Origin of the sequence: Dactylosporangium sp. CS-033363, from assembly GCF_050942475.1 — a bacterium.
Lineage (GTDB): Bacteria > Actinomycetota > Actinomycetes > Mycobacteriales > Micromonosporaceae > Dactylosporangium.
The window spans coordinates 6,926,292-6,940,709 of the sequence record NZ_CP192032.1 but is presented as its reverse complement, the minus strand read 5'-3'; the positions used below and the strand labels follow the sequence as shown (position 1 = coordinate 6,940,709).

15 protein-coding genes and 1 pseudogene are annotated in these 14,418 nt (G+C 72.6%); 8 read left to right on the top strand and 8 right to left on the bottom strand.

Going from position 1 to position 14,418, the window contains the following annotated elements; genetic code table 11:
* The first annotated feature begins 18 nt into the window (after positions 1-18).
* On the top strand, positions 19-633 hold the full coding sequence (locus ACQPZ4_RS32110) for an acetoacetate decarboxylase family protein (RefSeq protein WP_433043773.1): 615 nt from the start codon (positions 19-21) through the stop codon (positions 631-633).
* A gap of 10 nt (positions 634-643) precedes the next feature.
* Here the strand turns inward: ACQPZ4_RS32110 and ACQPZ4_RS32105 are convergent, their stop codons facing one another.
* From ACQPZ4_RS32105 to ACQPZ4_RS32095, 3 genes are read right to left on the bottom strand one after another with little or no spacing between them, the layout of a single operon-like run.
* Positions 644-2,056 (bottom strand): flavin-containing monooxygenase, encoded by a 1,413-nt coding sequence (locus tag ACQPZ4_RS32105; protein ID WP_433043770.1) that lies wholly within the window; start codon positions 2,054-2,056, stop codon positions 644-646.
* Positions 2,053-2,631: a TetR/AcrR family transcriptional regulator gene (locus ACQPZ4_RS32100; protein ID WP_433043767.1), complete on the bottom strand. Its 579-nt coding sequence runs from the start codon at positions 2,629-2,631 to the stop codon at positions 2,053-2,055. The genes ACQPZ4_RS32105 and ACQPZ4_RS32100 overlap by 4 nt, the downstream gene beginning before the upstream one ends.
* Positions 2,628-4,220, bottom strand: a complete 1,593-nt coding sequence (locus tag ACQPZ4_RS32095) for an FAD-dependent oxidoreductase (protein WP_433066741.1) — start codon at positions 4,218-4,220, stop codon at positions 2,628-2,630. The genes ACQPZ4_RS32100 and ACQPZ4_RS32095 overlap by 4 nt, the downstream gene beginning before the upstream one ends.
* A 54-nt stretch (positions 4,221-4,274) precedes the next feature.
* Here ACQPZ4_RS32095 and ACQPZ4_RS32090 point away from each other — a divergent pair, with 54 nt between their 5' ends.
* Genes ACQPZ4_RS32090 through ACQPZ4_RS32080 form a run of 3 tightly spaced genes read left to right on the top strand, consistent with a single transcriptional unit; the run spans position 4,275 to position 5,848 of the window.
* Positions 4,275-4,979: an alpha/beta fold hydrolase gene (locus ACQPZ4_RS32090; protein WP_433043764.1), complete on the top strand. Its 705-nt coding sequence runs from the start codon at positions 4,275-4,277 to the stop codon at positions 4,977-4,979.
* 31 nt (positions 4,980-5,010) lie between these two features.
* Positions 5,011-5,376: an ArsR/SmtB family transcription factor gene (locus tag ACQPZ4_RS32085; protein WP_433043761.1), complete on the top strand. Its 366-nt coding sequence runs from the start codon at positions 5,011-5,013 to the stop codon at positions 5,374-5,376.
* Positions 5,360-5,848, top strand: a complete 489-nt coding sequence (locus ACQPZ4_RS32080) for an SRPBCC family protein (RefSeq protein ID WP_433043758.1) — start codon at positions 5,360-5,362, stop codon at positions 5,846-5,848. Before ACQPZ4_RS32085 ends, ACQPZ4_RS32080 begins: the two co-directional genes overlap by 17 nt.
* On the opposite strand, the gene ACQPZ4_RS32075 is transcribed toward ACQPZ4_RS32080, so the two are convergent.
* On the bottom strand, positions 5,845-6,552 hold the full coding sequence (locus tag ACQPZ4_RS32075; protein WP_433043755.1) for a lysostaphin resistance A-like protein: 708 nt from the start codon (positions 6,550-6,552) through the stop codon (positions 5,845-5,847). The genes ACQPZ4_RS32080 and ACQPZ4_RS32075 overlap by 4 nt on opposite strands.
* Complete coding sequence (locus ACQPZ4_RS32070; protein WP_433043752.1) at positions 6,549-7,577, bottom strand: NAD(P)H-binding protein; 1,029 nt, start codon at positions 7,575-7,577, stop codon at positions 6,549-6,551. Before ACQPZ4_RS32070 ends, ACQPZ4_RS32075 begins: the two co-directional genes overlap by 4 nt.
* A gap of 114 nt (positions 7,578-7,691) precedes the next feature.
* Between ACQPZ4_RS32070 and ACQPZ4_RS32065 the strand changes: the two genes are divergently transcribed.
* On the top strand, positions 7,692-9,224 hold the full coding sequence (locus tag ACQPZ4_RS32065) for an alpha-L-arabinofuranosidase B (protein WP_433043749.1): 1,533 nt from the start codon (positions 7,692-7,694) through the stop codon (positions 9,222-9,224).
* Positions 9,225-9,234: 10 nt separating this feature from the next.
* Complete coding sequence (locus ACQPZ4_RS32060) at positions 9,235-10,266, top strand: WD40/YVTN/BNR-like repeat-containing protein (protein WP_433043746.1); 1,032 nt, start codon at positions 9,235-9,237, stop codon at positions 10,264-10,266.
* Between the two features lie 249 nt (positions 10,267-10,515).
* Here ACQPZ4_RS32060 and ACQPZ4_RS32055 read toward each other — a convergent pair.
* Positions 10,516-10,767: pseudogene (locus tag ACQPZ4_RS32055) on the bottom strand (hypothetical protein); the annotation flags it as partial.
* 120 nt (positions 10,768-10,887) lie between these two features.
* Between ACQPZ4_RS32055 and ACQPZ4_RS32050 the strand changes: the two are divergent.
* Positions 10,888-11,676, top strand: a complete 789-nt coding sequence (locus ACQPZ4_RS32050; protein WP_433043743.1) for a methyltransferase domain-containing protein — start codon at positions 10,888-10,890, stop codon at positions 11,674-11,676.
* 1 nt (position 11,677) lies between these two features.
* Positions 11,678-12,664 carry an NAD(P)H-dependent flavin oxidoreductase gene (locus ACQPZ4_RS32045; protein ID WP_433043740.1) on the top strand — a complete coding sequence of 329 codons (987 nt, stop codon included), beginning with the start codon at positions 11,678-11,680 and terminating at the stop codon, positions 12,662-12,664.
* On the opposite strand, the gene ACQPZ4_RS32040 is transcribed toward ACQPZ4_RS32045, so the two are convergent.
* On the bottom strand, positions 12,615-13,568 hold the full coding sequence (locus tag ACQPZ4_RS32040) for a sporulation protein (RefSeq protein WP_433043737.1): 954 nt from the start codon (positions 13,566-13,568) through the stop codon (positions 12,615-12,617). The two genes, ACQPZ4_RS32045 and ACQPZ4_RS32040, sit on opposite strands and share 50 nt — an antisense overlap.
* A gap of 14 nt (positions 13,569-13,582) precedes the next feature.
* Complete coding sequence (locus ACQPZ4_RS32035) at positions 13,583-14,356, bottom strand: hypothetical protein (RefSeq protein ID WP_433043734.1); 774 nt, start codon at positions 14,354-14,356, stop codon at positions 13,583-13,585.
* Between the last annotated feature and the right edge of the window lie 62 nt (positions 14,357-14,418).

Genomic DNA, 14,418 nt, shown 5'->3' with positions numbered 1-14,418 from the left:
GCGGCGTAGAGTGCCGCCATGGGCTATCCGCCGGAGCCGTGGACGTTGCGCGGCCGGATGGTGGTCTCCGTGTGGATGCTGCCGCTGGCGCTCGTGCCCGCGCTGCCACCGGAGCTGCGTGGCGCGGTACGGGTGCTGCGGCTGGGGTCGCGCGCGCTGATCGGGACCGCGTGGGTGGACTATCGGCCGGGCGGGGACCTCAGCTATCGGGAGCTGCTGGCCGCCGTGCTCATGCGGGCGGGGCTGCGGTCGCGGGTCACGATCACGCACATCTGGGTGGACAGCCCGGAGTCGCGGGACGGGGGTCGTGAGCTGTGGGGGATTCCCAAGGATCTGGCGGCGTTCGAGCTGAGCGATTCGCGCGCATCCGCGCAGTCGATTGCGCAGGCGGACATCACCCGGGCGCGGCCGTTGGTGCGGGTGCCGATCGGGTTCAAGTGCACGCAGGAGTTGCACGGACGGGCCAAGACGACGGCGGTGCGCGCAACCGCGCGGTGCGGGCCGGCCAGTGTGCGGTGGGACATCGACGGGGACGGGCCGCTCGGCTTCCTGCGGGGCCGGCGGCCGTTCCTGTCGCTGGTCGCCGACGACTTCCGGATGCGGTTCGGGGCGGGGCGTCAGGCGGGTTCGTAGTCGGCCGGCGTCAGGCGGGTTCGTAGTCGGCCGGCGACAGGCGGGCGGTGCGGGCGGCGTACTCGGAGGCCATGCCCGGCCAGTTCGTCACCACGCGGCCGGCGTCGGTGCGGTACCAGTTGTGGCAGCCTGTCCACACGCTCGTCGCCAGCCGTCGCTGCATCTCCGCGTCGAAAGCGCCCGCGACCTCCGCGCGCACGCGCATCGGGCCGGCGGCGGCGATCGCCCGCACGGCCTGCACGATGTAGCGCGCCTGCGCCTCGAGGAAGTACACGACGGACGTGTTGCCGGTGTTCGTGTTCGGGCCGTACATGAGGAACATGTTCGGAAAGCCCGGCACCGCGATGCCCAAATGCGCATACGCGCCGTCGCGCCACTCGTCGTCCAGGCGGCGGCCGCCGCTGCCGGTCACGGCCATGGGCACCAGGAACTCGGTCGCGGCGAAGCCGGTCGCGTACACCAGGACGTCGCATGCGAACGAAGCGCCGTCCGTCGTGTGCACCCCGGACGGCGTGAGGCGGTCGATGTCCGCGGTGACGAGGTCCACAGTGGACTTGCGCAGCGTGCGGTACCAGTCGCTGGTGAACAGCACCCGCTTGCAGCCCATCGCGGAGTCCGGCGTCACCCGCGGCCGCAGCCGGCGCGCCTGCACGAAGCGCTGTCCGTTCGCGATCGTTCGCACGAAACGGCGCGCGATCGGGCGGCCGGTGACCGCGCGCCCGGTCACCACCGTGAGCAGCCAGGTTCCGGCGCGGGCGGCGCGCATGAGCGGCGGGAACGAGCGGTTGAGGGCGCGGCGCACGCGGCCGTACCGGCGATTGGGCTTCGGCAGGGTCCAGGGCGCGCTGCGCTGGAAGACGGTGACGTGTGCGGCGACATCGGCGATCGCGGGCACGAGCTGGATGGCGCTCGCGCCGGTCCCGATGACGCCCACGCGCTTGCCGGTGACGTCGACGTCCCACGCGGCCGTGTGCGTCGTACGACCGGCGAAATCGCCGGGGATCGGTGGCACCACGGGACGGGAGAGCTGGCCGGTCGCCGGGATCAGGATGTCGTACTCCGCCGTGCTCCCATCGGCGAGCGTGAGCCGCCACGCCGTACCGGTCCACGCCGCGGCGTCCACCGCTGCGCGAACGCGCAACGACGGCCGCAAGCCGAACGCGTCCACGCACCGCCGCAGGTACCCGAGAATCTCGTCCTGCGGCGGAAACCGCTGCGACCAGTCGGGGTTGAGCGCGAACGAGAACGAGTAGAGCGGCGCCGGGATGTCACACGCGCAACCGGGGTACGTGTTGTCGCGCCACACCCCGCCCACGTCGTCCGCCCGCTCGTAGATGGTCACGTCGCCGAAGCCCGCCTCGCGCAGCAGATGCGCCACGGCGATGCCCCCGAACCCGGCGCCGATCACCGCGATCCGGGTCATGCGAACACCTCGCGCACGAGCGACGTCAGCGTGGTCGCGAGCACGGCGTGCGCCCGGTCGCGGTCGAGGGCGTCGCGCTCCAGCCACTCGCGGGCGGTCGCCTTGGCCAGGCCGCAGTACGCGCGCATGATCGCGCGGTGGGCGCCGGTGTCGGCCAGCCCGAGCGCGGTCAGGATGCTCGCCGCGGCCACCTCGTCGGCCTCGGCCAGGACCCGGCGCACGTCCGGGTCGCCGGCGTCGACCGCGGCCAGCCATGAGCTGCTGTGCCGGGAGACGACGTCGAGGAACCAGGTGACGCTCGCGTCGACGCGGGTGCGCAGGTCGCCGTCCGGCAGCTGCTCGACCGCGACGGCCGGGATGGTGACGAGCACGCGGACCGCCTCGATGTACAGGTCGCGCTTGGTGCCGAAGTAGTGGTTGATGAGCCCGCGGGCCACGCCGGCCGCCGCGGCGATGTCCGATGTGGACACCGCCGCGTACGGGCCCGAACCGAACAGCCGCACCGCGCACGACAGAATCTGCGCGCGCCGCTTGTCGGGTTCGAGCCGGCGACCGCGCTCGGCGATGGTGGTCATGGCGCGATCCGGCGGTACGGCTCGCCGAGCGGTGGCCTTTCGTCCTGCTCGCCGTACCGTGGCCACATCGACAGTGCGCGTTCGGCCATCGCGGTGATGGTCAGGGACGGGTTGACGCCCAGGTTGGCGGTGACCGCGGCGCCGTCGACGACGTGCAGGCCGGGGTGGCCGAAGACGCGGTGATACGGGTCGATGACCCCGTGCTCCGCGTCCGCCCCGATCGCCGCGCCGCCGATGAAGTGGCCGGTCACCGGGCGGCCGGCGAGCTCCGTCACCGAGCCGAGAGGGACACCGTCGATCTTGCCGGCGACCCGGCGGGCGACCTCGTGGGCGATCGGGAGGTACACCGGATTCGGCTCTCCGACCCCGCGGCGGCTGGTCAGGCGCCGGCCGCCGAACGGGCCGCGGCGGGGGCCGACGGTGATCGAGTTGTCCTTCGGCTGCATGGCGAGCAGGACGATGGTCTGCTGCGACCAGCGGCGGGCCCAGAACAGCCGGGGCCAGTCGCGCCAGCTCGCGAGCGTCTTGCCGAGGCCGGCGAGCCAGCGCGGGGTGCGGCCGGTGTCGCCGACGAGCACGGCGGCCATGAGGCCGAGGAGGTTGCTGCCGGGGCCGTACCGGACGGGCTCGATGTGCGTGTCGGCGTCCGGGTGGATCGAGGACGTGATCGCGACGCCGTCGGTGAAGTCGGCGTCGCGGCGGCGGGAGCGCGGGCCGAGGATCGACTCGGAGTTGGTCCGGCTCAGCTCGCCCAGCCGCGGGGAGAGGTTCGGCAGGTCGCCGGAGCGCTTGAGGTGGTGCAGGAGGCGCTGGGTGCCCACCGCGCCGGCGGCCAGAATCACCTCCTGCGCGACCATGGTGCGTCTGCCCCTGGTGTGCACCGTGTAGCCGCCGCCGGTACGCGGGACGATGCGCGTGACGGTTGTGCGTTCGTGCACTTCCGCACCTGCGCGTTCGGCCAGGTACAGGTAGTTCTTGACCGTCGTGTTCTTCGCCCCGACGCGGCAGCCGGTCATGCACGAGCCGCAGAACGTGCAGGTGGTGCGGGCCGGGCCGGCGCCGCCGAAGTACGGGTCGGGCACCGTCTCGCCCGGGCGCTCGCCGAACAGGACACCGACGGGCGTGCGGCGGTACGTGTGCGCGACGCCCATGTCCGCGGCGACCGAGCGGAGCACCTCGTCGGCGGCGGTCGTGCGCGGGTTCTCGGCCACCCCGAGCATGCGCGACGCCTCCGCGTAGTGCGGCTCGAGCTCGGCCTTCCAGTCGGTGATGCCGGCCCACTGCGGGTCCTGGAAGAACACGTCCGGCGGCTTGTACAGCGTGTTCGCGTACCCCAGCGATCCGCCCCCCACGCCCGCGCCGGACAGCACGAGCACGTCCGGCAGCAGCGTCATGCGCAGAATGCCGTGGCACCCGATGCTCGGTGCGAACAGGTAGTCGCGCAACCGCCAGCTCGTCTTCGCGAAGTCCTCGTCGGCGAACCGGCGCCCGGCCTCCAGCACGGCGACGCGGTAGCCCTTCTCCGTGAGCCGGAGCGCGCTGACGCTGCCGCCGAACCCGGACCCGACCACGATGACGTCGTAGTGCATGGCGGTCACGGTGCCCCCTTGTTGTCAGGCTGTCAACAAGTACGATGCTCGGGTATGGCGCCGCTTGTGCTGCTGCACGGCCTGGGGAGCCGCCGCCAGGTCTGGGATCCGCTGCTGGCGGGCCTCGCCGGGCTCGACGTCGTCGCGCTCGATCAAGCGGGCGCGCCGGTACCGGCCCTGGCCGACGACGTCCTGGCCCGCGTCCCGCCGCCGTTCCACGTCGCGGGCAGCTCGATGGGCGGGGGAGTGGCCCTCGAACTCGGCCGCCGCGGGCACGCGCTGTCGGTGACGGCGTTCGCGCCGATCGGCTTCTGGGGACCGGTCTCGCGCCGCTGGTGCCAGCTGTCCGTTTCGGCCGCGCGCTCGTGCGCGAGGGTGTCCGATCGCGCCCTGCCGCGGCTGGCCGCCACGGCCGCGGGGCGGGTCGCGCTGTTCGGGTTGTTCTTCGGCCATCCCACCCGCGTCGATCCGGTCGCGGGGGTCGCCGACGCGCGGGCCCTGGCGGTGTGGCCGGGCTTCGAGACGGCGCGGGACGCGTTCGCCGGCCACCGTTTCGCGGCCGCTGGGTCCCTTGTGGACATTCCGGTGACGATCGCCTGGGGTCCGCGCGACCTCATCCTGCCGGCGTTCCAGGCGCGCCGGGCCGAGCGGTTGCTGCCCAGCGCGCGGCACGTGCGGCTGCGCGGATGTGGTCACCTGCCGTTCGCCGACGACCCGGCCGCCTGCGCGAATCTGATCAGTTCGACCGTTCGGGGTTGACGCATTCCCTTATCGGCATATGATTGGTCGCATGGCACGAGCGGCTACCACGACCGATGCGTTCAACGCCGTCGCCGAACCGCGGCGGCGGGAGATTCTCGACCTGCTCGCCCAGGGTGAGCGGCCGGTCAACGACTTCGTGCACCTGCTCGGGCTCGCGCAGCCCCAGGTGTCCAAGCACCTGCGCGTGCTGCGCGAGGTCGACCTCGTGCGGGTCCGCGAGGAGGGGCGGCAGCGCGTCTACCGCCTGAACCCCGCGCCGCTGAAGCCGATCTACGAGTGGCTCGCCACGTACGAGCAGCGCTGGAACGAGCGTTTCGACCTCATGGACGACGTCCTGACCGACCTCACCGACGAACTCGACACGAAGGAGACGAGCGATGCCGACGACGACTAAGGGCACGGCGAAGGTCACCCTCCCGACCGACCTGCAGATCCTCATCACCCGCGAGTTCAACGCGCCGAAGGAGCTCGTCTGGCGCGCCTACACCACCCCGGAGTTGGTCAAGCGCTGGTGGGCGGGCGAGAAGGGCGCGATGGTCAGCGCCGAGATCGACCTGAAGGTCGGCGGCGGGTGGCGGTACGTGATGGACGCCGGCGGCTTCGAGGTCGCCTTCCGCGGCGTGTACCGCGAGATCGCCGCCCCCGACCGCCTGGTCAACACCGAGGTGTTCGAAGGCCTGCCCGACCCGGACGCGCACACCGGCCTGATCACGGTGACGTTGACCGAGGCCGACGGGCGAACGCACATGTCCATGCTGTGCGAGTATGACGATCGGGAGACCCGCGACGCGGTGATCGCCTCCGGCATGGAGAGCGGCCTGCAGGACTCCCTCGACCACCTGGAGACGGTCGCGACGTCGATCTAGGCCGCGGTGCCGATCAACGGGGGCAGCGCGAACAGCATCACCATCGACCACGTGACGTGGGTCAGCATCGGCGCCAGGATCCCGCCCGACGCGCGCCGCTGCAGACCGAGCACCGCACCCAGCACCGCCGCCGCGAACACGAGCATCGGGTTGGCCGTGGCGATCGTCGCGAGCGCGTACACGACGGTCGAGATGAGCACGGGATGGCTGCGGCCGATCGCGGCGAACAGGGCGCCCCGGAAGAAGACCTCCTCGGCCAGCCCGTTGAGCAGCGTGACGACCGTGATGGGCACGATCGAGCCGTACCGGGCGTGGTCCAGCACCTCGCCCGCGTACGCTCGCAACGGCGGGATGTGCTGCACGATGAGCGCTCCGAGCACGAACACGCCACCGACGATCAGCCCGGTGGCGATGGGCGTCAGGATCGGGCGCCGGAGCTTGTCACGGTACAAGATGCGCCCTAAATGCAATCGGCCCGAGAGCAGGCTGCCGGCCACCCAGGTCGCCGCCACCGCCAGGGTCATGGCGTAGAACAGCGGGTCGCCGGGGGCGATCGTGAGCGACCACCCGAGCAGGATCGCGCCGGCGGCGAGCGTCACCGCCACCACGATGCGGCGGCGCCGGAACAGGGCGGCCGTCTCCTCGTGCTCGCGCGGCACCCGATCGACGAACGCGGCCCGCGCGAGGTCGCGCAGGGCCCTCACGGGACGCTCACGCCCAGCTCACGGCGCACGTCCTGGGCGTGCCGCGCCGCCTCTTGGGCGGCCTGGCGGGCGGTCTCGGCGGTCTCGGCGGCCCTGGTCGCCTCGTCCGCCGTGCGCTCCGCCTCCCGCTCGGCGAGCTCCGCCGCGCGTTCGGCCAGGGCGAGGCGGACGGCGTCGTCGTACCCGACCGCCGGGCCGGGGACGAGCTCGCTGATCGGACGCTCACGCACGACCGTCTCCGCACTGAGCGAATCGACGAGATTGCGCGCGGTCGGGATGTCCACGTCGGTCACGAGCGACAGCCACATGGACGACAGGCGGGGGGTGAGCAGCGGGACGGTCACGTTCGGCAGGTACTTGCCGCGCGCCTTGGCCACCCGCTGCAACATGTCCGCGAACGTGAGCACATCCGGACCGCCCACCTCGTACACGCGGCCGCGCGCCTCCTCCGACTCGCCGGCGGCGAGCAGGTAGCGGAGCATGTCCGGCAGGGCGACCGGTTGCGTGCGCGTGGCCACCCACTGCGGCGTGATGAGCGCGGGCAGGTGGTCGACGAGCTGGCGGGTGATCTCCCACGAGATGCCGCCGTGCCCGATGATGACCGCGGCGCGCAGCGTGGTCACCGGGACCGGGCCGGCCGCCAGGATCTGCTCGACCTCGCGGCGGGAGCGCAGGTGGTCGGAGAGCTCGTCGCCGTCGGCGCCGAGGCCGCCCAGGTAGACGATCCGCTCGAGCTTGGCGTCGGCGGCCGCGGCGGCGAAGTTGCGCGCGGCCTGCGCGTCGCGCTCGACGAAGTCGTCCAGGCCGAGCGAGTGGACGAGGTAGTACGCGACGTCCACGCCGTCGAGCGCCGCGCGCAGGCTCCCGGGGTCGGTGACGTCGCCGGCGACGGGTTCGCCCCGCCCGGAGTACTGCTGCGGCCGGCGCGTCATCGCCCGCACCTCGTGGCCGCGGGCGAGCAGGTGGGGCACGAGTCTCGACCCGACGAACCCGGAGGCGCCGGTCACCAGGACGGTCAAGGTCATGTCTTTCTCTTACCACCCGCGTGAACCGTTCATGCCTGGTGCTTGACAATCTGGCCATGTGAGCGCTCACATAGATGCCTGTATCCGTTCCGCCAACGGAAGAGGTTCTCATCCATGCGTAAGGCCATCGGTGCGGCCGTGTTTGTGAGCGCGCTCATCACCGGCGCACTCGTGCACGCCGGCACCTCGGAGGCGGCCACGTCGCAGCCGTGCGACATCTACGCCGCCGGCGGCACGCCCTGCGTCGCCGCCCACAGCACCACCCGCGCCCTCTACGGCAGCTACACCGGCCCGCTGTACCAGGTCCGCCGCGCCTCGGACAACGCCACCCAGGACATCGCGCCGGTCAGCGCGGGCAGCTACGCCAACGCCGCCACCCAGGACGCCTTCTGCGCGAACACGTCCTGCCTGATCACGATCATCTACGATCAGTCCGGCCGCAACAACCGGCTCACCCAGGCCCCGCCCGGCGGCTTCCAGGGCCCGGCGGCCGGCGGCTACGACAACCTCGCCAACGCCACCGCCGCGCCGGCGACGATCGGCGGGCACAAGGTGTACGGCGTGTTCGTCGCCCCGGGCACCGGCTACCGCAACAACAACACGAACGGCGTCGCGACCGGCGACCAGCCAGAGGGCATGTACGCCATCTTCGACGGCACCCACTACAACGGCGGATGCTGCTTCGACTACGGCAACGCCGAGCGCAACAGCCGCGACAACGGCAACGGCACCATGGAGGCCATCTACTTCGGCAGCAACAACGTCTGGGGCACCGGCGCCGGCAACGGCCCGTGGATCATGGCCGACCTGGAGAACGGCCTGTTCTCCGGCTTCAACCAGAAGAACAACTCCGGCGACCCGACGATCAGCCACCGGTTCCTGACCGCGATCGTCAAGGGCGAGCCGAACCACTGGTCGATCCGCGGCGGCAACGCCCAGTCCGGCAGCCTCGGCACCTTCTACAACGGCGCGCGGCCCAACGTGGCCGGGTACAACCCGATGAAGAAGGAGGGCGCGATCATCCTCGGCATCGGCGGCGACAACAGCGTCGGCGCCGCTGGCACCTTCTACGAGGGCGTCATGACCTCCGGCTATCCGTCCGACGCAACCGAGAACTCGGTCCAGGCGAACATCGTGGCCGCGAACTACAGCACGTCCGGGACGGGCACGGGCGGCCTGACGGTCGGTTCGAGCATCTCGCTGCGGGCCACCACGGCGTGCTGCACGACGCGGTACATCAGCCACTCCGGCGCCGCCGTGAACACCGCGGTGGTCAGTTCGTCCAGTTCCGCCACGGACAAGGCGAACGCGTCGTGGATCGTGCGCGCGGGGCTGGGCAACGGCTCGTGCTACTCGTTCGAGTCGAGGAACACGTCCGGGCAGTACCTGCGGCACCAGAACTACCAGATCTCGCTGCAGGCGAACGACGGCAGCGCACTGTTCGCGCAGGACGCCACGTTCTGCACGGAGACGGGCAAGAACGGACAGGGTACGTCGTTGCGATCGCTCAACTTCTCGACCGCGTACGTGCGGCACTACAACAACCTGCTGTACATCGCGACCAACGGCGGCTCGCACACGTGGGACGCCACCGCACTGTGGTCCGACGACGTGAGCTGGGTTGTCTCGGGAGCCTGGACTCCCTAAGTTCATCGATATGACCAATCGCATCGTCGCGATCGTCCTCGGGCTGGCCGTCGTCGCCACGACCGGCGGCTTCGGCCGGCCCGAGGCACCGTCCTGGAAGCTGCTCGACACCGGCTCCACCGCCCGGCTGCGCGGCCTGTCCGCGGTCAGCGACCGGGTCGCCTGGGCCTCGGGCACGGAGGGCACCGTCGTGCGCACCGCGGACGGCGGCCGCACCTGGCGCTCCGTCGGCCCGCCCGGCACCGAAGCGCTGCAGTTCCGCGACATCGAGGCCTTCGACGCCCACCACGCCGCGATCCTGTCCATCGGCAATGGTGAGGATTCCCGGGTGTACCTCACTGACGACGGCGGCCGCAGCTGGACCGAGACGTACCGCAACACCGACCCGGCGGCGTTCTACGACTGCCTCGCGTTCTCCGACCGCCGCCACGGCCTGGCGCTCGGCGACCCCGTGAACGGCCACTTCCAGCTGCTCGCCACGAACGACGGCGGCCGGCACTGGTCCCCGCTCGCCGCCGACCTGCCGCCCGCCCTGGACGGCGAGTTCGCCTTCGCCGCCAGCGGCACCTGCCTGGTCGCCGCGGGCCGCGACGCCTGGTTCGCCACGGGCGGCGGCGCGTCCTCGCGCGTCTTCCACAGTACCGACGGCGGCCGCCGCTGGACCGTCGCGACCACCCCGCTGCCGTCCGGCCCCTCGGCCGGCATCTACTCCCTGGCCTTCCGCGACCGCACCCACGGCCTCGCGGTCGGCGGCGACTACGCGGCCCCGACCACGGCCCCGGACGGCGCCGCCACCACCCGCGACGGCGGGCGCACCTGGACGGTCGCGCGCACCGTACCCGGCGAATATCGCTCAGGCGCGGCCTGGCGCAACGGCCACGACGACACCGCCTACGCGGTCGGCCCGACCGGCAGCGACTGGACCCGCGACGGCGGCCGCACCTGGACCCGCTTCGACACCGGCAGCTTCGACTCGGTCGCCTGCGCCGCCGGCGTGTGTTGGGCCTCGGGCGAACAGGGCCGCATCGCCCGCCTCCGCTAACGCTCCTGCAACCACGAACAGGACCGCTTCACCCGCCTCCGCTAGCGCTCCTGCAACCACGGCATACCGGCGAGGATCGCACCTGCGTCCTCGCCGGTGTCGCCGTCGACGCGCACCGAGCGCAGCTGCCGGACCGCCCCGAGCGGCCCCAGCGGCGGCACCCGCCCCGTCGAGCGTGAGCCAGTCCAGCGTCCGGCACGCCTCGCGCAGCAGCTCCTGGTGCAGCCGGGCCGCCCCGTCGGACAGCCCCGCGGCGTCGAGCACCCGCGCCGTCGCCGCCTCGACGTGGTGGCGCAGGAAGCCGGCGTCGAGGTCGGCCGCGAACAGGTCCGCGTCGGTGAGCCGGGCCAGGGTCAGCCGGTCCCGCACGGCCAGCGCCGCGGCGATCCGCTCGCCGTCGTCCAGGTCCCCGCACTCCTTCGCGATCAGCGGCGCGAACTGGTCGGACACCGCCTCGGCGATCTGCTCGGTGCTGCGCAGGAACGCCCGGCGCTCGCGCATGGTCTGCAGCCGCCCCACGGCGAGGTCGATGGACGTGTCGACGACCCCGCCGAACGCCTCGCCAGATCGGGCGGGGAAATGGCGCGCACCTCCCGGCTGCGCTGATCTAGGGTCGGCGGCATGACGACCGAGGACATCGTCCAGTACTACACGTCGCAGTACCGCGAGGACGAGCGTCTCGACCGGCGCCCGCAGGCCCGCCTGGAGTGGACGCGAACCCTCGAAGTGCTGCACGAGCTGCTCCCGCCGGGCGCCTTCGTCCTTGACGTGGGCGGCGGCACCGGGGCGTACGCGCGCGAGCTGACCCGGGCCGGGCACCGGGTGCGGCTCGTCGACCTGGTGCCGGCCCACGTCGAGCAGGCGCGGGCCGGCGACCCGCCGATCGAGGCCTCGGTCGGCGACGCGCGCGAGTTGCCCTTCGCGGACGGTTCGTTCGACGCGGTGCTGGTGCTCGGGCCGCTGTACCACCTGCACGAGCGCGCCGACCGGGTCGCCGTCCTGCGCGAGGCGGCCCGGGTGACCCGCCCCGGCGGCGTGCTCGCGGCGGCCGTCATCGCCCGGTTCGCGGGCCCGCTCGACTTCGCCGCGACGGGCCGCTTCGATGCGCGAGCGCTCGACGAGGCCCGCTCGCTTGTGCACGACGGGCGCAACGATCCGGAGCTCGGCTTCACCCATGCGTACTTCCACCGCCCCGAGGAGCTCCTGTCCGAGTGCACGGACGCCGGGCTGCCCGGCGCGGTCCTGCACGGCGTGGAGGGTCCACTGTGGACGGCGGCCGAGGCGGCGCTGGACGGCCCGCACGCCGCGTCCGTGTTCACTGCGGCGCTGGAACTTGCGCGCTTGTACTCAACCGAACGCTCGCTGGTCGCCGCCAGTTCGCACATGCTCGCGACGGCCGTGCGGGGCTGACGTGCGAACGGCGTTCACGGAGCTGCTCGGGGTACCACATCCGCTCGCGCTTGCTCCCATGGGCGGATCGGCCGGCGGGGCGCTCGCGGGTGCCGTGACCAGGGCCGGCGGGCTGGGACTGCTCGGCGCCGGCGGCGGGGACCCGGACTGGCTCGCCCGGGAACTGCCGCTCGTCGCGGCGTCGGGCGGGCCGTGGGGCGCGGGCTTCCTGACCTGGGCGGTCGGGGCGGGCGCGGTGGAGCGGGTGCTGGAACACGGCGCGCGGGCGATCATGTTCTCGTTCGGCGACCCGAGCGCGTTCATCCCGCCGGTCCGCGCGGCCGGTGCCACGCTGATCCTGCAGGTCACGACGCTGGAGGAGGCCCGGCGCGCGCTGGAGCTGGGCGCGGACGCGATCGTGGCGCAGGGCACCGAGGCCGGCGGGCACGGGTCGGTGCGGGGGCGGTCGACGCTGCCGTTCGTACCGCTGGTCGTGGACCTCGTCGCGCCGGTCCCGGTCCTGGCCGCGGGCGGCATCGCCGACGGGCGCGGGCTGGCGGCGGCGCTGTGCCTGGGGGCGGCGGGCGCGCTGATCGGGACCCGCTTCCAGGCCACGCCGGAGGCCCTCGTCGACCCGGCGATCACCAAGGCCCTGCTCGACGGGCGCGGCGACGAGACCGAGCGCAGCCGGGTGCTCGACATCGTGCGCGGGTCGCAGTGGCCGGCGCAGTACGCGGCGCGGACCCTGGGCAGTCCCTATCTGGACCGCTACCGCGACGATCCGGCGGCGGCGGCCGAGGCGCGGGATGCGTACGCGGCGGATGTCGAGCGAGGTGTGGTGCCGCCGCTGCCGGTCTGGGCGGGGGAGGGCGTCGACCTGATCACCGACGTCCTCCCGGCCACCGATCTCGTCGCCCGGATCGTGGCCGAGGCCGAGGAGGCCCTGGCCCGGGCGAGCGCTACTCGAAGTCCCCGCCGCCCTCGTCGTCGAAGAAGACCTCGTCGATGATCTCGCCGGCGACCATGCCGCCGACCACGCCCGCGGCGCCCGCGGCCACCACGGTGCCCAGGCCCATGCCGCCGCCGCGGTGGCCGCCGTGGCCGTACCCGTGGCCGCCGTGGCCGTAGCCGCCGTGCATGGACTGCATCGAGGAGAAGTGGCGGTCCGAGGCCTGGCGGATCCAGCCCTCCACCGCCTGCGTCCAGTTGGTGCCCGCGACCTGGTCGTGGCCGATGCTGAAGCGGCTGAACGTGTCGTGGCCGCCGTGGCCGAAGGCGCCGGCGCGCTTGTCGAACTCCAGGATGACCTCGACGCCGTGCGGGTTGGTGACGAAGGTGAGCTCGACCTCGTTGATGCGGCCAGCGAACTGCTGCGGCGGCCAGAACTCGATCTCCTGGTAGATCGGGAGCTGCTGCGGCACGCCGTGGATGACGCCGTGCTCGACGTCGGCGCTCTTGAAGCGGAAGCCCAGTTCCGCGAAGGCGTCCAGGATCGCCTGCTGCGCGGGGAGCGGGGTGATCGACACCGGGTCGAGGTCGCCCTGGTCGCGGCCGCCCGACACCTCGAGGGAGGTGACGACGCCCATGACCATGCCGCGCAGCTGCTGGCCGTAGACCGTGGTGATCGGGGCCTCCCACGGCACCGACAGGCGGAACGGGATGCGCTCGGTGGCGCCCGCGGCGACCGTGAAGTTGTCGGCCACCGAGGTGCGGGTCAGCTCGGCGCCGGCGCGGTTGTCCAGGCGCGTGGCGAGGGCGAGCACGACGTGTTCGATGCGGGCGTCACGATCCCCGCCTTGGATGTGGACGTGGCCGTCGATGAAGCCGCCCGGCTGGACGGCAGGGGTGTCGAGCACCGTGTCGACACTCGGTCCGCCGACCCCGAAGGCGGCGAGCATCTTCTTGAACACCATGGCACCCAACACTATCACGTAGCACTGTACGGTCTCCGTGAAAGCCAGCCCAGCGACGCCCGTCCGAGTGACTCGGCCATCGCGGCCAGACCGGGGGCCGAGGCGGCCGCGGCCAGGTTCATCAGGAAGCCGCCGTGGGCAGCGAGAAACTCGTCGATGACGGACGGCGGCAGGTCCCGGGTGAGCGGGTTCGCGGCGCACAGCGACTCCGCCTCGGGCGAACCGGCCATGAGCATCAGCACGTCGCCGTAGATCGGCCCGACCCACGCGTGCGCCCAGTCCACGATGTACACCTGCGACGGCCCGATGAGCGCGTTGAACAGGTACAGGTCGCCGTGCAGCAGCGTGTCGCCCGGCCACGGCGAGGAGCCGGCCAGCCGGGGCCGGGTCGGCGGTCGCAGCGGCGCCGGCGTCAGCACGAGCGCCATCTTGGTGGCGGCGTCCAGGACCCGCGGCAGGTCCGCCGGCCGCGCGGCCCTCGCGGTGACGAAGGCGAAGGCCAGCACCACCCACGCATCGTGTTCAAAGGAAAACAGCAGAGGCGGCGACGGTACCGTCGAAGGAAGCCCGGCCGCGATCGCCCCTTCCCGCCGATGGAAGTCGCGCACCGCCTCGTGCGCGGTGGCCTTGACGAACACGTCGCGGCCGTCGGCCAGGCTCAGCCGCGCCGCCGCGCCCTCCGAGAACCCGCCGGCGACGTCGGAGACGGCGACGATCGCGCTGCCCAGCCGCGTCTGCGTCGCGGTGCGGACGGGTGCCGGAACGGACGACCACAACAATTCCCCCATGGCCGAACAATAGAAGGCACCGGCCGGGCAACGCGGCTGCACCCGGCGGCCGGGACAGTAAT